The organism is Mycobacterium sp. E183 (genome assembly GCF_001667735.1).
Taxonomy (GTDB): domain Bacteria; phylum Actinomycetota; class Actinomycetes; order Mycobacteriales; family Mycobacteriaceae; genus Mycobacterium.
The window spans coordinates 1-19,197 of sequence record NZ_LZJN01000039.1; the positions used below are offsets into that span (position 1 = coordinate 1).

Genomic DNA, 19,197 nt, shown 5'->3' on the forward strand with positions numbered 1-19,197 from the left:
CTGCCGCCGCCGCATCCCCTCCAGCTCTGAGGCCGTCGGCTTTACGAAGAGCGTGCGATGAGGGCTTCGAGCGTGCGTCCTGGGCGGAGATTTCTCGAATTTCGCGCCCTCAGCGCACGCGCGAAGCCAAGAGCGCACACTCGATCCAGGCGGCCAGGTTCAGGCCAGCACCGCGGCGATCTCGTTGGCCGCGTCGTCGCCGTAGGCGCCCGCCAACCGGCTCACCGCGGTCTCGCGGTTCCAGTCCCAGTTCTGCGTTCCGGTGGATTCCAGCACCAGCACGGCGACCAGCGAACCCAGCTGCGCGGAGCGTTCCAGGCTCAGGCCGGCGCTGCGTCCGGTGAGGAAGCCCGCGCGGAACGCGTCGCCGACGCCGGTGGGGTCGGTCTGGCTGGTCTCGGGCACCACGTCGACGTGGGTCGTCGTGCCGTCGGGCTCGACGATGTCGACGCCCTTGGGTCCCAGCGTGGTCACCCGCAGCCCGACCTTGCCCTGCACGTCGGCTTCCGACCAGCCGGTCTTGTTGAGCAGCAGCTCCCACTCGTAGTCGTTGGTGAACAGGTAGGCGGCCCCGTCGACGAGCTTGTCGATCTCGTCACCGGACAGGCGGGGCAGCTGCTGGGACGGGTCGGCGGCGAAGGCCAGGCCCAGCTTGCGGCACTCCTCGGTGTGCACCACCATCGCGTCGGGGTCGTTCGCCCCGATGATCACCAGGTCCGGCTCGCCGATGGACGACACTACGTCGGCGAGCTTGATGTTGCGGGCCTCCGACATCGCGCCGGGGTAGAACGACGCGATCTGGGCCATGTCCTCGTCGGTGGTGCAGGTGAAGCGCGCGGTGTGCGCCGTCTTCGAGATGAGCACGTTGTCGCAGTTGACGTTGTGCGACTGCAGCCAGTGCCGGTAGTCGTCGAAGTCGTCGCCGGCCGCGCCGACCAGCGCCACGTCACCGCCGAGCACGCCGATGGCGTAGGCGATGTTGCCCGCCACGCCGCCGCGGTGGATCACCAGGTCGTCGACCAGAAAACTGAGCGATACCTTCTGCAGATGCTCAGCCAGCAGGTGTTCGGAAAACTTGCCGGGGAACCGCATCAAATTGTCGGTCGCAATCGAACCTGTCACCGCGATCGTCACGAATGTCTCCGCCCTTCGTTAGTAAGGTTATCTAGCTTACGCACGCGCCTGGACCGTTGCTGTGTCCACCGTCGGCGCGAAGCGGTGCGCTAGCCTCCCTAGGGAACTCGCTCAAGTCGCCGGGACACGATGCTCGGTCGGGGTATACCGCACCCAGCCCGTCGATACGTCCCGTCTACCACCGTAGGAGACCACGATGGCAGGTCCGCACTCGCCGAACCACACCGTCGGCGGCAGCGGACCCGAGCCAGCGGAGTCTCAGCCGCTCGAGTTTCCCGACGACCCCCGCGCCGGTGGCGCGGCCCCCGCCAATTATGCCGGGCAGGCACCGCCGCCGATGCCCTACCCGCAGCGGCGGTCCAAGCGGCGGCTGATCATCGGCCTGCTGTTGGCCGTGGCCCTGGTGGCGGCCCTGACCGTGGCGATCGTCTACGGCGTGCGCACCAACGGGGCCAACACCGGCGCCACGTTCTCCGAGGGCGCCGCCAAGACGGCGATCCAGGGGTATCTGGACGCCTTGGATCACCGCGACATCGAGGAAATCGAACGCAACGCGCTGTGCGGTATGTACGACGGCGTCCGCGACAAACGGTCCGACCAGGCGCTGGCCAAGTTGAGCAGCGACGCGTTCCGCAAGCAGTTCTCCGAGGTCGAGGTGACCTCGATCGACAAGATCGTCTACCTGTCGCAGTACCAGGCCCAGGCGCTGTTCACGATGAAGGCGTCGCCCGCGGCGGGGGGCCCGATGCGCGGTGAACTGCAGGGCATCGCCCAGCTGCTGTTCCAGCGGGGCCAGATCATGGTGTGCTCGTACGTGCTGCGCACCGGCGGCTCGTACTGAGCGGGCGTTACCCGGTCAGTTGAACGAGTCGCCGCAGGCGCAGGACCCGGTGGCGTTGGGGTTGTCGATCGTGAAGCCCTGCTTCTCGATGGTGTCGACGAAGTCGATGGACGCGCCCTCCACGTACGGCGCGCTCATCCGGTCGACCGTCAACGTCACGCCGCCGAAGTCCGCGGTCAGGTCGCCGTCGAGCGTCCGGTCGTCGAAGAAGAGGTTGTAGCGCAGGCCTGCGCACCCGCCAGGCTGGACCGCGATCCGCAACGCCAGGTCATCCCGCCCCTCCTGGTCGAGCAGGGACTTTGCCTTGGTGGCGGCGGCCTCGGTCAGGATCACGCCGTGCGTCTTGGCGTTCGACTCGTTTTGCACCGTCATTGCTTCTCCTACATGCCTCTCGTTGGCTGGGTCTTCAGGCTGGGCCCGAGAAAGTCCACTAGCTCAACGGTACCTTGCAGGACCGCTATTCCCGAGTCGCGAGGCCACGACGGATGCCAGACCCATGAGCTGATTGGCCGCGTCGGCCTGCGCCAGCCGCACCGAGCCGGCGTGCTCGGCGATGGAAAGGGCGGCCATGATGCCCGCCGACCGGACCGTGGCGTTGTCCAGTCCCACCTGGCCGGCCAGCACGATCACCGGCACTCCCCGCGGCCGGGCGGCGTCGGCGAGATAACCCACCACCTTGCCGTGCAGCGACTGCTCGTCGAACCGGCCCTCCCCGGTGACGATCAGCTCCGCCATGTCCAGGTCGTCGGCCAGGCGGGTGTGATGGGCGATGATCGCCGCGCCCGATTCGCACCGGCCGCCCAGCGCCAGCAGCCCGGCGCCGATGCCGCCGGCCGCGGCCGCGCCCGGTTCGGAGCTCACGTCGCGGCCGGCGACGGCTTCCAGGATCAGCGCCCACGCCTGCAGGCGGACCTCCAACGCGGCGACGGTGACCGTGTCCGCGCCCTTCTGCGGGCCGAAGACCCTGGCCGCACCCCAGGGCCCGAGCAGCGGGTATTCGGTGTCGGAGGCGGCGATGAGCTCCACGTTGGCCAGCTGGCGACGGGCGGAGTCCAGGCCGCCGAGTTCGGCGATCATGCCCTGCCCGCCGTCGGTGCAGGCGCTGCCGCCCAGCCCGACCACGATGCGCGTCGCCCCGGCCCGCAGCGCCTCGGCGATCAGCTGCCCCACTCCCCTGCTGTGGGCCGCCATCGCCGTCTCCGGGGTGGGCGGACCGCCCAGTAGGGCCAGGCCGCACGCCTGCGCGCATTCCAGGTAGGCGGTCGTCGTGGCGGGGTCGAACACCCACGCGGCCTCGACCATGGTGGACAGCGGACCGGACACCCGCAGCCGCCGGGCCTTGCCCAGCCGGCTGGCGAGCACCTCGACGAATCCGGGGCCGCCGTCGGACTGCGGAGCGACGATGAACCGATCGCCCGGCCGGCATCGGGTCCACCCCGTCGCGATGGCCGCGGCAGCCTCCACGGCCGTCATGCTGTCGCCGTAACAATCGGGGGCGACCAGGACGAGCATGGCCGGCAGCTGCAGACGGCCGGGAGCGAGGCCCAAAGCAGCATCATCCGAGGCCATGGTGCCGTCGTCCATCACAGGCAGCCGTTCATCACTGGTAAGAGTAGGGCCAACCGAGGCGCTGACGCAGGTCTAATAGCAAGGCATTCCAAGCCAATTCCGGGGCGGCTCATTCGCGAAGTAACCTGGCCTCTGTGAAGTTGATGGGCCGTAAGAAGGGCCAGGACGAGGACCTTGACGAGGGCGCTGCCGCGCTCGATGCCGGCGGCGCCCCCGAGACGACGTCGCGTGGCGGGCGTGGGACGAGCCCCAAGGGCCGGCCCACGCCGAAGCGCAACGAGGCGCGCCGCACCGCGCGGAAGGGTCCGGTCGCGCCCGCACCGATGACCGCGTCCGAGGCGCGGGCCCGCCGCAAATCGATGGCCGGTCCCAAGCTCAGCCGCGAAGAGCGCAGGGCCGACCGGGCCGCCAACCGCGCCAAGATGACCGATCGCCGGGAGCGCATGATGGCCGGCGACGAGGCATACCTGCTGCCGCGCGACAAGGGCCCGGTCCGGCGCTACGTGCGCGACGTGGTGGACGCCCGGCGCAACCTGCTGGGCCTGTTCATGCCGGCGACGCTGTTCTTGATGTTCGCCCTGTTCACCACCCCGCAGCTGCAGCTCTACGTCTCCCCGGCGATGCTGCTGCTGATGGCGGTGATGCTGGTCGACGGGCTGCTGCTGGGCCGCAGGGTGAGCAAGCTGGTGGACGCGAAGTTCCCGGACAACACCGAAAGCCGTTGGAAGCTGGGCCTGTACGCCGCCAGCCGGGCCTCGCAGATGCGACGGCTGCGGACCCCGCGGCCCCAAGTCAAGCGCGGCGCCGATGTCAAGTAGGCCCGCCTGAGCGCGGTGCGCACGCTGGTGCTCGGCGGGATCCGATCGGGCAAATCCCGGTGGGCCGAGGACGCCATCGCCGCGACGCTGCCGGCGGGCCGTCCGGTTTGTTATCTGGCCCCCGGCCCGGCCGGCGACGACGATGCGGGCTGGGCGGACCGCGTCGCCGAGCACCGCGGCCGCCGGCCCGGCCATTGGTCGACGGTCGAAACCGGCGACATCGCAGGCCAATTGCGCGCGGCGCCGGACACCCCGACCCTCGTCGACGACCTGGGCTCCTGGCTCACCGGCACGCTGGACCGCCACCACGGGTGGGACGGCGGGTCGGTCGCGGCGCCCATCGAAGCCATGCTCGCCGCCGTCGGCGCCTTCAACTCCACGCTGGTGCTGGTCAGCCCCGAGGTCGGGCTGACCGTCGTGCCGCCCACCGCGTCCGGGCGCCGGTTCGCCGACGAATTGGGCAGCCTCAACCAGCGCGTCGCCGAGCTCTGCGACCGGGTGGTGCTGGTGGTCGCCGGGCAGGCGGTACCGATCAAGCCGTCGGTGACGTGATGGAGTTCGCCCCGGTGTCGCCGCCCGACGCGGGCGTCGCCGCCGCCGCCCGCGCCCGCCAGGACGAACTGACCAAGCCGCGGGGGGCGCTGGGACGCCTCGAAGACCTGTCGGTGTGGATCGCGTCGTGCCAAGGGCATTGCCCGCCAAGGCAATTCGAACGCGCCCGGGTGGTGGTGTTCGCGGGTGACCACGGTGTGGCGCGGTCCGGGGTGTCGGCCTACCCGCCGGAGGTGACCGCGCAGATGGTCGCCAACTTCGAGGCCGGCGGCGCGGCCATCAATGTGCTGGCCGACCTCGCCGGCGCGACCGTGCGCGTCGCGGACCTGGCGGTTGACGGTGACGCACCGGCGGACCGGATCGGCGCCCACAAGGTGCGGCGCGGCAGCGGCGACATCGCCGTCGAGGACGCGTTGTCCGAAGCCGAGACCCTCGCCGCGATCGCCGCGGGCCGGGCCATCGCCGACGAGGAGGTCGACGCCGGGGCCGACCTGCTGATCGCCGGGGACATGGGCATCGGGAACACCACCCCGGCCGCGGTATTGGTGGCGGCGCTGACGAACGCGGAGCCGGTCGCGGTGGTGGGCTTCGGCACCGGGATCGACGACGCCGGCTGGGCGCGCAAGACGGCCGCGGTGCGCGACGCCCTGTTCCGGACGTCGCGCGTGCTGCCCGACCCGGTGGCGTTGCTGCGCTGCGGGGGCGGCGCCGACCTTGCCGCGATGGCGGGCTTCTGCGCGCAGGCCGCGGTGCGGCGCACCCCGCTGCTGCTCGACGGGATGGCGGTGACGGCCGCCGCCCTGGTGGCCGAGCGGCTGGCGCCCAACGCCCGGCTGTGGTGGCAGGCGGGCCATCGGTCCACCGAGCCCGGTCATGCGCTGGCGCTGACCGAGCTCGGCCTCGAGCCGATCCTGGACCTGCGGATGCGGTTGGGAGAGGGCAGCGGCGCGGCACTGGCGCTGCCGGTGCTGCGCGCCGCGGCGGCGACGCTGTCGTCGATGGCCACATTCACCCAGGCCGGCGTGTCCGATCGGGCCGCTCCCCCGCCGTGATGCGTTCGCTGGCAACGGCTTTCGCGTTCGGCACGGTCCTGCCCGTCCCCCGTTCGCGCGATGCCGCGATGGGCCGCGGCGCCATGACGGCGCTGCCCGTGGTGGGCGCGGGCCTTGGTGCGCTCGCCGCCGCGGTGACGTGGGGCGGGGCTCACGCGTTCGGGCCGTCCTCTGCGCTCTCGGGCCTGCTCGCGGTCGCGGCGCTGCTGTTGGCGACCCGCGGCCTGCACATCGATGGTGTCGCCGACACCGCCGACGGGTTGGGCTGTTACGGGCCGCCCGAGCGCGCCCTGGCGGTGATGCGCGACGGGTCGACCGGCCCTTTCGGCGCGGCGGCCGTCGCCTTGACGGTCACGCTGCAGGGGCTGGCGTTCGCGGCGCTCGGGGCGGCGGGCAGGCCGGGGCTCACCGGCATCGCCGTGGCGGTCGCCGCCGGCCGGGTGGCCGCGGTGGTGGCCAGCCGACGGTCGGTGCCGGCGGCCGCGGGCAGCGCGCTGGGCGCGCGGGTCGCGGGCAGCCAGCCGGTGGCCGTCGCGGCCGGCTGGGTCGCCGCGCTGCTGGTCGCCGCGCTGGCGGCCGGACCGCGGGCGTGGCAGGGGCCGGTGGCGGTGCTGGCGGGCCTGGTCTGCGGCGCGGTGCTGGTGCGGCATTGCGTGCGCCGATTCGGCGGCATCACCGGCGACGTGCTGGGCGCGGCGATCGAGCTGACCACGACGGTGAGCGCCGTGGCGCTCGCCGGGCTGGTGCGGTTCTAGCGGGCGAGCGCCCGGCTCGCCGGCGAGTGTGAAGTTATCTTCACCCTCGCGGCCGAACGTGAAACCAACTCCACGGCCGACGACCCGGCGAGGGCCTAGCCCAGCCGCGCCATCCAGCCGTGGGTGTCGGCGAACGTCCCGCGCTGGATCCCGGTCAGCGTGTCGCGCAGCGCCATCGTCACCTCGCCCGGCTGGCCGTCGGCGACGGTGAAGTCGGTGTCGCCGTACTTCACCTTCGAGACCGGGGTGATGACGGCGGCGGTACCGCACGCGAACACCTCGGTGATCTCGCCGGCGGCGGCCTTCTTCTGCCATTCGTCGATGTCGATCTTGCGTTCCTCGACCGAGAAACCGGCGTCAATTGCCAACTGCAGCAACGAATCCCGGGTGATCCCCGGCAACAGCGAACCGGACAGCTCCGGGGTGACCAACCGCGCCGACCCGCCGCTGCCGAACACGAAGAAGATGTTCATGCCGCCCATCTCCTCGACGAAGCGCCGTTCGACGGCGTCCAGCCACACCACCTGGTCGCACTGGTGGGCGGCGGCCTCGGCCTGCGCCAGCAGCGAGGCGGCGTAGTTGCCGCCGAACTTGGCCGCGCCGGTGCCGCCCGGGCTGGCTCGCACGTAATCCGTCGACACCCAGACGGTGACGGGGTTGATGCCGCCCTTGAAGTAGGCGCCGGCCGGTGACGCGATCAGCAGGTACCGATACCGCTTGGATGGCCGCACGCCCAATCCGGGCTCGGTGGCGATCATGAATGGGCGCAGATACAAGGCATCTTCGCCGCCGGCCGCGGGGACCCAGGGCTTGTCGACGGCAATGAGCTGGCACAGCGAGCCCATGAACAGTTCGTCGGGCAGTTCGGGCATCGCGAGGCGCCGCGCCGACGACCGCAACCGCGCGGCGTTGGCCTCGGCGCGGAACGACACGATCGAGTCGTCCGCCCAGCGGTACGCCTTGAGCCCTTCGAAGATCTCCTGCGCGTAGTGCAGCACGATCGCCGAGGGGTCGAGTTCGATCGGGCCGTACGGGATGACCCGCGCGTCGTGCCAGCCCCGCTCGTCGTCGTAGTCGATCGACACCATGTGGTCGGTGAAGTGCTTGCCGAAACCGGGCTCGGCCAGGATGGATCCACGTTCGGCGTCGGTCGCGGGGTTGGCCGAACGCGAAACCGTGAACTCGAGGGAGCCGCTGGTCATGGGGCGATTGTATATCCGCCTGCGACCGGGCTTTTCATCTGAAGCGGCGGCACTAACGGGTCTTCGCTTCGACGAAGGGCGGCCGCACGACTTCGCACTCCGCGGCGCGCCCGCGAATGTCGACGGTGACCCGCTGGCCGTCCTCGACCTCGGCGCCGGCGTCGATGAGCGCCAGCGCGATGCCGATTTGCAGCGTCGGGGAGAAGGTTCCCGAGGTGGTGACCCCGACCGGCGCCTCGCCGGCGAGCACCGTCAGACCGGGCCGCAGCACACCGCGGCCGACCATCCGCAATCCGCGCAGCAGCCGTCGCGGCCCGGCCGCCTTCTCGGCCAGCAGCGCGTCCCGGCCGAAGAACGCGTCCTTCTTCCATCCGATCGCCCAGCCGCATCGGGCCTGCAGCGGCGAAATGTCCAGCGCCAGTTCGTGCCCGTGCAGCGGATAGCCCATCTCGGTGCGCAGCGTGTCGCGGGCGCCCAGGCCGGCGGGCTCGCCGCCGGCGGCGCCGACCGCCGCGGGCAGCGCGTCGAACACCACCGCCGCGGATTCCCAGGGCGGCAGCAGCTCGTAGCCGTGCTCCCCGGTGTATCCGGTCCGGCACACCCGCACCGGCACCCCCTCGTAGGAGGCGTCGGCGTAGCCCATGTAGTCCATGTCGGTCGGCAGCCCCAGCCCGCCGAGCACGTCCGCCGCGCGCGGGCCTTGCACCGCCAGCACCGCGTACGAGCGGTGCTCGTTGGTGATCGTCAGACCTGTCGGGGCCGCCGCCTGCAGCGCCTCGACCACCGCGGCGGTGTTGGCGGCGTTTGGCACCAGGAAGATCTCGTCGTCGCCGACGTAGTAGGCGATCAAGTCGTCGATGACACCGCCGGATTCGTTGCAGCACAAGGTGTATTGGGCCTTGCCCGGGCCGATGCGGCGCAAGTCGTTGGTGAGCGTCGAGTTGACGAATTCGGCGGCGCCCGGCCCGCGGATCAACGCCTTGCCGAGGTGGCTGACGTCGAACAGACCGACCGCGTTGCGGGTGGCGTTGTGCTCGCTGACGGTGCCGGCATACGACACGGGCATGAGCCAGCCGCTGAACTCGGCGAAACTGGCCCCCAACGCGCGGTGGCGGTCTTCCAACGGGCCATGCTGTAGGTCATCGGTCACGACGGTTCACCCTAATCGCGGGTGCTGGCACACTTGGGTGGGTGGTCGATTCCCCGGACTTCGCGGCGCTGGAGGCCGCCGGGATCGCGAACGCGCGCGAGCGGGCCGACCTGATCAAGTACCTGGACGAACTCGGCTTCACCGTCGACGAGATGGTGGAAGCCGAACAGCGTGGGCGGCTGTTCGGCCTCGCCGGTGACGTGCTGCAATGGTCGGGGCGCCCGGTCCACACGATCGCGACAGCGGCCGAACAACTCGGCCTGACGGCCGAGGAGGTCACCCACGCGTGGGGTTTGCTCGGCCTCACCGTGGCCGGCCCCGACGTTCCGGTGCTGAGCCAGGCCGACGTCGACGCGCTGGCGACCTGGGTCGGCCTGAAGACGGTGGTGGGTGAGGACGGCGCGTTCGGATTGCTGCGGGTGCTCGGCGCGGCGATGGCCCGGCTCGCGGAGGCCGAGTCCACGGCCATCCGGGCCGGGACGCCGGACATCCAGATGACCTACACCAACGACGAACTCGCCACGGCGCAGGCGTACCGCGCGGTGGCGGAGTTCGTCCCCCGGATTTCGGCGCTGATCGACGTCGTCCACCGGCATCATCTGACCGGCGCCCGAACCCACTTCGAGGGCGTCCTGCGCGACACCTCGGCAAGCGTGGTGTGCGGCATCGGTTTCGCGGACCTGTCCGGTTTCACCGTGCTCACCCGCGCGCTCACCCCCGCGCAGCTTTCGGCGTTGCTCAACGAGTTCGCCGGCACCGTCGCGGACGTGGTGCATCGCGACGGCGGCCGGGTGGTGAAGTTCATCGGCGACGAGGTGATGTGGGTGAGCGCGTCGCCCGAACGCCTCGCCAAGGCGGCGGTGGACCTGGTCAACCATCCGCGGGCGCGCGAGGAGGGCCTGCAGGTGCGCGCCGGCCTGGCCTTCGGCTCCGTCCTGGCGATCAACGGGGACTACTTCGGCAGCCCCGTCAACCTCGCGGCGCGTCTGGTCGGGGCCGCGGCCCCGTGCCAGATCCTGGCCGATTCGGCGCTGCACGAACGCCTGCCGGACTGGCCGGCGACGCCGCGGGGTCCCTTCGAGCTCAAAGGTTTTGACACCCCCACGATCGCCTTCGAGCTGCACGGTCGGGACGCCGCCGGTCTCGGCTCGGCCTCCGGCGATTAGGGTGAATGCCCGTGACCGCCGATTTGAGCTACGACAGCCCCTCCGTCAACGTCGCCACATCGCTGCCGAAACGCGGGGCGGGCTCTTCGGTGTTGATCGTGCCCGTCGTCTCGACCGGCGACGAGGACAGACCGGGGGCGACGGTGGCCCCGGGCGAATCGCTGCTGCCGGCCGAGGCGGTCACCGAAATCGAGTCCGGGCTGCGCGCACTGGACGCCACCGGCGGCAGCGAGCAGGTCCACCGCCTGGTCGTGCCGTCGCTGCCGGTGTCCAGCGTGCTGACGATCGGCCTGGGCAAGCCGCGACCCGAGTGGCCCGCCGACACCGTCCGGCGCGCGGCCGGCGTGGCGGCGCGGTCGCTGGGCACCGCCGAGGCGGTGTTCGTGACGCTGCCCGGCGACTTCAGCGCCGACGTCTGCTCGGCGGCCGTCGAGGGCCTGATCCTGGGCAGCTACCGGTTCACCGACTTCCGCAGCGGAAAGACCGCGCCGAAAGACAACGGGCTGCGCAAGATCACCGTGCTGTCCGCCTCGAAGGACGCCAAAGCGGCCAGCGCGCACGGCGCCGCCGTGGCGACCGCGGTCGCCACCGCCCGCGACTTCGTCAACACACCCCCGAGCCACCTCTTTCCCGCCGAATTCGCCCGACGCGCAAGGGCTTTGGGTGAGTCGGTCGGCCTCGAGGTGGAGGTGCTCGACGATAAGGCGCTGCAGAAGGCGGGCTACGGCGGGGTGATCGGCGTCGGCCAGGGTTCGTCGCGGCCGCCGCGGCTGGTGCGGCTGACCCACCGGGGCTCGAAGCTGGCCAAGAAGCCGAAGCAGGCGAAGAAGGTCGCGCTCGTCGGCAAGGGCATCACGTTCGACACCGGCGGCATCTCGATCAAGCCGGCGGCGTCGATGCACTACATGACCTCGGACATGGGCGGCGCGGCCGCGGTCATCGCCACGGTGGCGCTGGCCGCGCAGCTGCGGTTGCCGATCGACGTGATCGCCACCGTGCCGATGGCCGAGAACATGCCGTCGGGCACGGCGCAGCGGCCCGGTGACGTGCTGACGCAGTACGGCGGCATCACCGTCGAGGTGCAGAACACCGACGCCGAGGGCCGGCTCATCCTGGCCGACGCCATCGTGCGGGCGTGTGAGGACAACCCCGACTACCTGATCGAGACCTCCACGCTGACCGGCGCCCAGACGGTGGCGTTGGGCGCCCGGATCCCCGGGGTGATGGGCAGCGACGAGTTCCGCGACCGGGTCGCCGCCATCTCGCAGCGGGTGGGCGAGAACGCCTGGCCGATGCCGCTGCCCGACGAACTCAAAGACGACCTGAAGTCCACGGTGGCCGACCTGTCCAACATCAGCGGCCAGCGCTTCGCCGGCATGCTGGTGGCCGGGGTGTTCCTGCGCGAATTCGTCGCCGACGGCGTCGGCTGGGCGCACATCGATGTGGCCGGCCCGGCGTACAACACCAGCGGCCCGTGGGGATACACGCCCAAGGGCGGCACCGGCGTGCCGACCCGCACCATGTTCGCGGTGCTCGAGGACATCGCCGAAAAGGGCTAGCAAACGGCTAGCGCCTCAGCTGACGCGTCGAACGTCACGCCAGGGTGACACTGGCGCTCGAACGTCACGCCAGTGTGACGTTCGACGGCTAGCGCTTACCCGTCATCACCGAGAACACGGCTCGCTGCACCGTCCGGCGCGGCCAGCCGGTCGCGCCATCCGCCGCCAGCGCGGCGTTGGCTGCGTTGCGCCCGCAGGCGCCGTGCACCGACCCGCCCGGGGTGGCCGACGCACTGCCCAGATACAGCCCCCGCACCGGGGTTTCGGCCCGGCCCATGCCGGGCGCCGGGCGAAAGATCAGCATCTGCTGCAGTTGCGCCGTGCCACCGTTGAGCGCACCCATGTGCAGGTTGGCGTCGCTGGCCTCCAGGTCTGAAGGGCGCTGAACGCACCGGTCCACGACCGCCGAACCGAAACCCGGCGCGTGTTCCTCGATCACCCGGTCCACCGCCTCGGCGAGCCGATCGGCCGACGCGTCGTCGGCCACGTTGCGCGGCAGATGCGTGTAGGCCCAGACACTTTCGGTGCCGTTCGGGGACCTGGTCGGATCGGCCGTTGTGGTCTGGCCCAGCAACATGAAGGGATGCTCGGGCACCACCCGGGTGTTCAGGTCGGCCATCCAGCGGACCAGCCCGTCACCGTCGGCGCCCAGATGGACGGTGCCCACGCCTTGCAGGTTCTTCGCCCGCCACGGAACGGGCGCTCCCACGGCGTAGTTGACCTTCACCACCGGTGGGTCCCAGATGAAGTGCTCGAGGTCGCGTAACAGCTTGGGCGGCAACGCATCCGGCGGCAGCATGTCGCAGAACAATCGCGGGGCCGTCACGTCGGCGACGATAGCCCGCCGCGCCGCGACCGTGCGCCCCTCGGCCGTAATCACCCCGACCGCGCGGCCATCCCGCACCTGGATGCGGGACACGTTCTGGTTGCACTCGATTCGCGCGCCCGCGGAGCGGGCACGGTTGACCAGGGCGGCCGTCAACTGCCCCGAGCCCCCGACCGGCACCGGCCAGCCGCAGTCTTGGGCCAGCATCGTCATCAGGAATCCCATGGCGCCGCTGATCGGCGCGTCCGGCGGGACGTCGGCGTGCATTGCGTTGCCCAGCAACAACACTCGCGGCGCTTCGCCGGCGAACAGCTCACTCGCCATGGTGTTGGCGGGCTGCACCAGCAGGCGCGCCACCCGGAGCGCGTCCGACGTGCCGAGCCCGGTCAGCAGCCGCAGCAGGGGGCGCACGGGCGGGAAGGGCGCCAACATGGCGTCCAGCAGCGGCGCCTTGATCCGCTCCCACAAATGAACCAGGCGCCACCAGTTTTCGCCGTCGGCGGGCACCCGGCGGGCGAATTCCGCCGCGGTGCGCGCCGGGTCGTGATAGACCTTGGGCGGGTCGTCGTCCGCCGCGCTGCGCGGATGCGCCAGCACCACCGGGGCGTGCGACCAGCGCAGGCCGTGATCCTCCAGGCCCAGGGCGGCGATCGCCGGCGAGGCCACCGTCATCGGGTAGTACGAGCTGAACAGGTCGGTGATGTATCCCGGCGTGAGCTCGGCGCTGCGAACCGCGCCGCCGGGTTCGGGCTGGGCTTCCAGCACCAACACGTCCCAGCCCGCGTCGGCGAGCATCGAGGCGGCGACCAGGCCGTGGTGTCCCGCCCCGATGACGACGGCGTCGGCGGTGTCCCGCACGCTCATTGCACCTGGCTGGGCACCTTGCGCTCCGCCAGGGCCCCCAGCCGCCAGAGGCACTCCTTGTTGCGCGGATAGGCCGCGGCCAACGCGACCGAATCGGGGACGGCCCCCATCGGGCCTTCGACGGGCACCTCGATCATCTCCACCCGGCAGCCCTGCGGTGTCTCGTGCAGCAGCATCGTGATCCGCGCGGCGCCCAGCGGCCCCAGGCGGGCGCACAGCACCAGCTTGTGCGGCGGCTCGCTCTCCTCCACCACGGTCGCGTCGTTGATCACCAACGGCCAAATCCCGATCGAGTGCCTGATCGAGGACCCGGGCTCCGGCCAATTCGGATCGACGGCCCGCATGCGGCTGTTGCCCACCACCCACTGGGTGTAGGTCCACCCTTGGGCCAGCACTTCCCACACCCGCTCGCAAGGCGCGGCCACGTCCCGCGTCGCAATCAGCACCTGGTTCCCCCTCTCGGTCACCGCGGCGGAATACCCACCAACGGGCCGCTGAATCCGGCGGATGCGGGGTTTACCGGCCCTGTCCAGCGGCTAATCTCCCGGGGTCGAAAACCTGTACGAAGGAAGGCGAGATCGTGACAGTGCGACGGTTGATCCTGGCCGTGGGCGCCGTGCTGCTGCTGGCCGGCGTGATCGGGCTGTTGGCGCCGGTGTCGATTTCCGACGGCAACGGCCATTCGATCGGGTGCGGAAACGCGGTCGCCACGGACCTGTCCGCGGCCAGAAGCGCCAACAACAACAGCGTGGCGAACATCCCGATCCTCAATCAGGTCGTCCCGCACACCGACTATGTGGCGCAGTGCCAGTCGTCGGTGGGCAGTCGGCGCACGTGGTCGATCCCGCTGGCGGTCGTCGGGCTGCTCGCGATCGGCGGCGCGCTGTTGACGGGCCGCCAGGGCGCGGCGCGAGCGGGAACCTGAGCCCCCGGGTCAGATCACGCGCAGGCGCGCCGCGTTCCGCAGCCCTTGCGGCGCTAGGCGCGAAAGACCATACAGCGCATAGGCTTCCGGCGCGACCGGGCGGATCGGCTTCTTCTTCTGGACCGACGACAGGATCGCGTTTGCGACCTTCTCGGGTCCGTAGTGCCGCAGGGCGAACATCTTGCCGAGCTGGCCCCGCCGACCGTCGACCTGTTCGCCCTTTCCGGCGGGCGCGTCGAAGCGGGTGGTGTTGATGATGTTGGTGTCGATGACCCCCGGGCAGATCGTCGTCAGCCCGACGTCGGCGGCGTCGAGCTCGGCGCGCAGGCAGTCGGAGAACATGTAGGTCGCCGCCTTCGACGTGCAGTAGGCGTTCAGCGACTGCAGCGGGGCGTAGGCGGCCATCGACGAGACGTTGACGATGTAGCCGCCGGTGCCGCGCTCCACCAGCCGCCGCGCGAAAGATCGGCACCCGTTGACCACGCCGCCCAGGTTGACGTCGAGCACCCGGTCGAATTGCTCGGCCGGGGTGTCGAGGAATCCGCCCGCGTGTCCGATGCCGGCGTTGTTGACGACGATGTCGGGGACCCCGTGCTCGGCGCTGACCCGCTCGGCGAACGCCTCCACAGCATCGGCGTCGGACACGTCGAGCACGTAGGCGTGGGCGACGCCGCCGCGGGTGGCGATCTCGGCTTCCGTGGCCTTGACGGCCGCTTCGTCGATGTCGCTGATGACCAGTTCGGCGCCCTCCCGCGCGAAGGCGAACGCCGTCTCGCGTCCGATTCCGCTGCCGGCGCCGGTGACCGACACCAGGGTGTCGCCGAAGGACCCGCGGGGGCGCCCGACCTGGGCGCGCAGCAACGCGCGGCTCGCCGGCTTGCCCTCGGCCCAATCGGCGAACTCGTGCACCGCGGCGGCCATCACCTGCGGGTGGGACATCGGCGAGAAGTGGCCGGCCCTGATGTCGCGCCGCCACAGCCTCGGCACGAACCGCGGCGTGTGGTCGTAGCCATAGGGCCGCACGTACTTGTCCCTGGTGTTGACGATCAGCTGCACCGGCACATCGACGACATGGATGCCCTGCCCGCGGCCGGAGAACGAGCGAAAGTAGTTGGCGGGATAGGTCTTCACCGAACGGGCGGCGTCGCGCGCCAGCTGCGGCGAGTGGTGGATCTGCTCGACCGGGATGTTGTCCACGGCGTTGCGCCGCAGCGCGGGAATCGACATCGTCAGCCGCAGGAACAGGGGCGCGAGCACCGGGATCGAGAAGAACAGCATGTAGCTCAATCGCAGCGCCTGGCTGACCGATCGCACAAACCGGCGCGGGCGCCACGGTTGCCGCAGGCCGCTGAAGATGTAGTCGACCAACTGCTCCTGGCTGGGGCCGGACACCGACGTGAAGGTGGCCAGCCGGTCACCGGCACCGGGCCGCTTCAGGTATTCCCAGATTCCAACCGAGCCCCAGTCGTGGGCCAGCACATGCACGGCCTGGCCGGGGCTGAGCTCGCCGGTGACGGCGGCGAAGTCGTCGGCGAACCGCTCCATCGTGTAGGCCGACACCGGTTTGGGCGCCGAAGACAGGCCGACGCCGCGGTTGTCGTATCGCAGGATGCGGAACCGGTCGGCCAGCAGAGGGACGACCCCGTCCCACAGCACGTGGGAGTCGGGAAAGCCGTGCACCAGCACGACCGTGGGGCCGTCGGGATTCCCCTCTTCGTAGACAGCGATTCGCGCGCCGTCGGCGCTGTCGACGAAATGCTGCGGTAGCCGTTGTGTTGCCGGCATCTTTGACCTCCCCGCTCAACTGCAGTGGCCACACCGTAGCAAGGGGGTTCGGGAAGTCCCGGGAACGTCCGCCCTGGATGTGTGCCGGCGCGGACGCAGTGACAGGATAGTTTTGGATAGCTACTTTTCAGCGGCTAGCGATGTGTTCGACCCACCCCGACCCACGAGCGATCGAGGAGTCAAAGACGATGGCCTTCTCCGTCCAGATGCCCGCACTCGGTGAGAGCGTCACCGAGGGGACGGTCACCCGCTGGCTCAAGCAGGAAGGCGACACGGTCGAACTCGACGAACCCCTCGTCGAGGTGTCCACCGACAAGGTCGACACCGAAATTCCGTCGCCCGCCGCGGGTGTCCTGACCAAGATCGTCGCCCAGGAGGACGACACGGTCGAGGTGGGCGGCGAGCTGGCCGTCATCGGCGACTCGTCCGACGGCGGCGGTTCGCAGGCGGCCCCGCAGGCGCCCAGCCAGCCCGAGCCGCAGGCCGAATCCGCCCCACCGGCCCAGCCCGAGCCCGAGCCGGAGAAGGCCGCCCCCGCCCAGCCCGAACCCGAACGCGCGCCGCAGAGTTCGGGTGGCGGCGACGCGACCCCGGTGCTGATGCCCGAGCTGGGCGAATCGGTGACCGAGGGCACGGTCACCCGCTGGCTGAAGAAAGTCGGCGACTCGGTCGGCGTCGACGAGGCGCTGGTCGAGGTGTCGACCGACAAGGTCGACACCGAGATCCCCTCACCGGTGGCCGGCGTGCTGGTCAGCATCACCGCCGAGGAGGACGCCACCGTGCCGGTCGGCGGCGAGCTGGCGCGGATCGGCACCGGCTCCGAGGCCGCGTCCGCCCCCACTCCCCCGCCGGCTCCCAAACCGGAACCCAAGCCCGAGCCGGCGCCCGAAGCACCCAAGGCCGAAGCACCCAAGGCCGAGCCGAAGCCCGAACCTCAGCCGGTGTCCCAGCCGGCGCCCGCGCCGAAAGCCCAACCGGCGCAAGCGCAGCCGGCCGCCGAGCCCAGCGGCTCGGGCCCGGACGGTGCGCCGTATGTGACCCCGCTGGTGCGCAAGCTGGCCACCGAGAACGGCGTCGACCTGACCGAGATCACCGGCACCGGAGTCGGTGGCCGCATCCGCAAGCAGGACGTGCTCGCCGCCGCGGAGAAGAAGCAGCAGGCCCAGAAGGCGCCCGCCCCGGCCCAGGCGCCCGCCGCGGCCCAGGCCCAGGCACCCGCCGCCGACGGCAAGCCCGCCCCGGCGGCCGCGCCCACCCCGGCGCCGGCGTTGGCGCACCTGCGCGGCACCACGCAGAAGGCGAGCCGGATCCGCCAACTCACGGCGAACAAGACCCGGGAATCCCTGCAGGCCACCGCCCAGCTCACCCAGACGCACGAGGTCGACATGACCCGGATCGTCGGATTGCGGGCCAGGGCGAAGTCCGCGTTCGCCGAGCGCGAGGGGGTCAACCTGACCTTCCTGCCGTTCATCGCCAGGGCGGTGATCGATGCGCTGAAGATCCACCCCAACATCAACGCCAGCTACAACGAGCAGACCAAGGAGATCACCTACTACGACGCCGAGCATCTCGGCTTCGCCGTCGACACCGATCAGGGGCTGCTCTCCCCCGTCATCCACAACGCCGGCGACCTGTCGCTGGCCGGGCTGGCGCGGGCCATCGCCGACATCGCCGCGCGCGCCCGGTCGGGCGACCTCAAGCCCGACGAACTGTCCGGCGGCACCTTCACCATCACCAACATCGGCAGCCAGGGCGCCTTGTTCGACACCCCCATCCTGGTGCCGCCGCAGGCCGCCATGCTGGGCACCGGGGCGATCGTGAAGCGGCCCCGGGTGATCGTCGACGAATTCGGCAACGAGTCCATCGGCGTCCGCTCCATCTGCTATCTCCCACTGACCTACGACCATCGGCTCATCGACGGCGCTGACGCCGGACGCTTCCTCACCACGATCAAGCACCGGCTCGAAGAGGGAGCGTTCGAGGCCGACTTGGGTCTCTAGGAGGACTGGCGAACCGTGGCCAAACCCGTCATTGCGATCGCGGGTTCATCCGGCCTGATCGGATCCGCCTTGACCGCCGCCCTGCGTGCGGCCGACCACCGGGTGCTGCGCATCGTGCGCCGGGCACCGTCGAACTCCGACGAGCTGCACTGGAACCCCGAGAGCGGCGAATTCGACGTCGACGCGATCAGCGACGTCGACGCCGTCGTCAACCTGTGCGGCGTCAACGTCGGCCAGCGCCGCTGGTCGGGCGCCTTCAAGCAGGGCCTGCGGGACAGCCGCATCGCCCCCACCGAAGTGCTGGCGCATGCCGTCGCCGACGCCGGGGTGGCGACCCTGGTCAACGCCAGCGCGGTGGGCTACTACGGGGACACCAAGGACCGCGTGGTCGACGAAAACGACCGGGCGGGAAAGGGTTTCCTGGCCCAGCTGTGCGAGGACTGGGAGGCCGCGACGCTGCCGGCCCAATACGGTGGCGCCCGGGTGGTGCTGGCCCGCACCGGGCTGGTGTTCTCCCCGGCGGGTGGCGCGCTGGGGCGGTTGCGGCCGTTGTTCCGGACGGGCCTGGGGGCGCGGCTGGGCAGCGGCCGTCAATACATGTCGTGGATCACCCTGGAGGACGAGGTGCGGGCGCTGCTGTTCGCGATCTCCAACACCGCGCTGTCCGGCCCGGTGAACATGACCGGGCCCGCGCCGGTCACCAACGCCGAATTCACCACCGCCTTCGGCCGCGCGGTCAACCGCCCGACCCCGCTGATGGTGCCGGGCTTCGCGGTGCGGGCCGCGCTCGGCGAGTTCGCCGACGAGGGCGTGCTCATCGGCCAGCGCGCGATCCCCTCCGCGCTTGAGCGGGCGGGTTTCGAGTTCCACCACAACACCATCGGCGAGGCGCTCGGCTACGCCACCGCCCAGCGCGACCACGACTAGCGGCGATCGCAAGCGCGGCGCAGCCGGGCGAAGCGGGTCGCCGCCATCGGGCTAGCGGCGATCGCAAGCGCG

General features: G+C 71.0%; 18 protein-coding genes. 10 read left to right on the forward strand and 8 right to left on the reverse strand.

From position 1 onward, the window contains the following. Positions 1-159: 159 nt before the first annotated feature. Complete coding sequence (locus A5691_RS03850; protein ID WP_067749733.1) at positions 160-1,134, reverse strand: carbohydrate kinase family protein; 975 nt, start codon at positions 1,132-1,134, stop codon at positions 160-162. A gap of 196 nt (positions 1,135-1,330) precedes the next feature. Here A5691_RS03850 and A5691_RS03855 point away from each other — a divergent pair, with 196 nt between their 5' ends. After that, a complete protein-coding gene (locus A5691_RS03855; RefSeq protein ID WP_068018163.1) occupies positions 1,331-1,975 on the forward strand; it encodes a hypothetical protein in 645 nt (214 codons plus the stop codon). 15 nt (positions 1,976-1,990) lie between these two features. On the opposite strand, the gene A5691_RS03860 is transcribed toward A5691_RS03855, so the two are convergent. Beyond that, entirely contained in the window at positions 1,991-2,347 is a 357-nt protein-coding gene (locus tag A5691_RS03860; RefSeq protein WP_067281389.1) for an iron-sulfur cluster assembly accessory protein, read from the reverse strand. Positions 2,348-2,410: 63 nt separating this feature from the next. Further along, entirely contained in the window at positions 2,411-3,487 is a 1,077-nt protein-coding gene (locus tag A5691_RS03865; RefSeq protein WP_067749737.1) for a glycerate kinase, read from the reverse strand. A 191-nt stretch (positions 3,488-3,678) separates the two neighbouring features. Between A5691_RS03865 and A5691_RS03870 the strand changes: the two genes are divergently transcribed. From A5691_RS03870 to A5691_RS03885, 4 genes are read left to right on the forward strand one after another with little or no spacing between them, the layout of a single operon-like run. Then, positions 3,679-4,362, forward strand: a complete 684-nt coding sequence (locus tag A5691_RS03870) for a DUF3043 domain-containing protein (RefSeq protein ID WP_067749729.1) — start codon at positions 3,679-3,681, stop codon at positions 4,360-4,362. Positions 4,363-4,377: 15 nt separating this feature from the next. Continuing rightward, complete coding sequence (locus A5691_RS03875; protein WP_067749727.1) at positions 4,378-4,914, forward strand: bifunctional adenosylcobinamide kinase/adenosylcobinamide-phosphate guanylyltransferase; 537 nt, start codon at positions 4,378-4,380, stop codon at positions 4,912-4,914. Next, complete coding sequence (cobT, locus tag A5691_RS03880) at positions 4,911-5,966, forward strand: nicotinate-nucleotide--dimethylbenzimidazole phosphoribosyltransferase (RefSeq protein WP_156675690.1); 1,056 nt, start codon at positions 4,911-4,913, stop codon at positions 5,964-5,966. The genes A5691_RS03875 and cobT overlap by 4 nt, the downstream gene beginning before the upstream one ends. After that, positions 5,963-6,721 carry an adenosylcobinamide-GDP ribazoletransferase gene (locus A5691_RS03885; protein ID WP_068018158.1) on the forward strand — a complete coding sequence of 253 codons (759 nt, stop codon included), beginning with the start codon at positions 5,963-5,965 and terminating at the stop codon, positions 6,719-6,721. Before cobT ends, A5691_RS03885 begins: the two co-directional genes overlap by 4 nt. Before the next feature lie 95 nt (positions 6,722-6,816). On the opposite strand, the gene A5691_RS03890 is transcribed toward A5691_RS03885, so the two are convergent. After that, positions 6,817-7,923, reverse strand: a complete 1,107-nt coding sequence (locus A5691_RS03890; RefSeq protein WP_067749722.1) for a branched-chain amino acid aminotransferase — start codon at positions 7,921-7,923, stop codon at positions 6,817-6,819. Between the two features lie 52 nt (positions 7,924-7,975). Then, the gene (gene gcvT / locus A5691_RS03895) at positions 7,976-9,073 is read right to left on the reverse strand and encodes a glycine cleavage system aminomethyltransferase GcvT (protein ID WP_068266429.1); all 1,098 of its coding nucleotides are present in this window, start codon (positions 9,071-9,073) and stop codon (positions 7,976-7,978) included. A 41-nt stretch (positions 9,074-9,114) separates the two neighbouring features. On the opposite strand from gcvT, the gene A5691_RS03900 reads away from it, so the two are divergent. Both A5691_RS03900 and A5691_RS03905 read left to right on the forward strand, forming a co-directional pair. Next, on the forward strand, positions 9,115-10,239 hold the full coding sequence (locus tag A5691_RS03900) for an adenylate/guanylate cyclase domain-containing protein (RefSeq protein WP_067749718.1): 1,125 nt from the start codon (positions 9,115-9,117) through the stop codon (positions 10,237-10,239). A 5-nt stretch (positions 10,240-10,244) separates the two neighbouring features. Next, positions 10,245-11,798: a leucyl aminopeptidase gene (locus A5691_RS03905; RefSeq protein WP_067782296.1), complete on the forward strand. Its 1,554-nt coding sequence runs from the start codon at positions 10,245-10,247 to the stop codon at positions 11,796-11,798. Between the two features lie 88 nt (positions 11,799-11,886). On the opposite strand, the gene A5691_RS03910 is transcribed toward A5691_RS03905, so the two are convergent. Both A5691_RS03910 and A5691_RS03915 read right to left on the reverse strand, forming a co-directional pair. After that, positions 11,887-13,488 (reverse strand): NAD(P)/FAD-dependent oxidoreductase, encoded by a 1,602-nt coding sequence (locus A5691_RS03910; protein ID WP_068018153.1) that lies wholly within the window; start codon positions 13,486-13,488, stop codon positions 11,887-11,889. Beyond that, positions 13,485-13,934 carry an SRPBCC domain-containing protein gene (locus tag A5691_RS03915; protein ID WP_067749735.1) on the reverse strand — a complete coding sequence of 150 codons (450 nt, stop codon included), beginning with the start codon at positions 13,932-13,934 and terminating at the stop codon, positions 13,485-13,487. Before A5691_RS03915 ends, A5691_RS03910 begins: the two co-directional genes overlap by 4 nt. A 134-nt stretch (positions 13,935-14,068) precedes the next feature. Between A5691_RS03915 and A5691_RS03920 the strand changes: the two genes are divergently transcribed. Further along, the gene (locus A5691_RS03920) at positions 14,069-14,413 is read left to right on the forward strand and encodes an aminopeptidase (protein ID WP_067749711.1); all 345 of its coding nucleotides are present in this window, start codon (positions 14,069-14,071) and stop codon (positions 14,411-14,413) included. A 9-nt stretch (positions 14,414-14,422) separates the two neighbouring features. On the opposite strand, the gene A5691_RS03925 is transcribed toward A5691_RS03920, so the two are convergent. After that, complete coding sequence (locus A5691_RS03925; protein WP_068018151.1) at positions 14,423-16,198, reverse strand: SDR family oxidoreductase; 1,776 nt, start codon at positions 16,196-16,198, stop codon at positions 14,423-14,425. Between the two features lie 188 nt (positions 16,199-16,386). Between A5691_RS03925 and sucB the strand changes: the two genes are divergently transcribed. Next, positions 16,387-18,198 (forward strand): 2-oxoglutarate dehydrogenase, E2 component, dihydrolipoamide succinyltransferase, encoded by a 1,812-nt coding sequence (gene sucB / locus A5691_RS03930; RefSeq protein ID WP_067758013.1) that lies wholly within the window; start codon positions 16,387-16,389, stop codon positions 18,196-18,198. A gap of 15 nt (positions 18,199-18,213) precedes the next feature. Further along, positions 18,214-19,125, forward strand: coding sequence for a TIGR01777 family oxidoreductase (locus A5691_RS03935; RefSeq protein ID WP_068018149.1), 912 nt, complete (start codon positions 18,214-18,216; stop codon positions 19,123-19,125). Positions 19,126-19,197 lie beyond the last annotated feature (72 nt).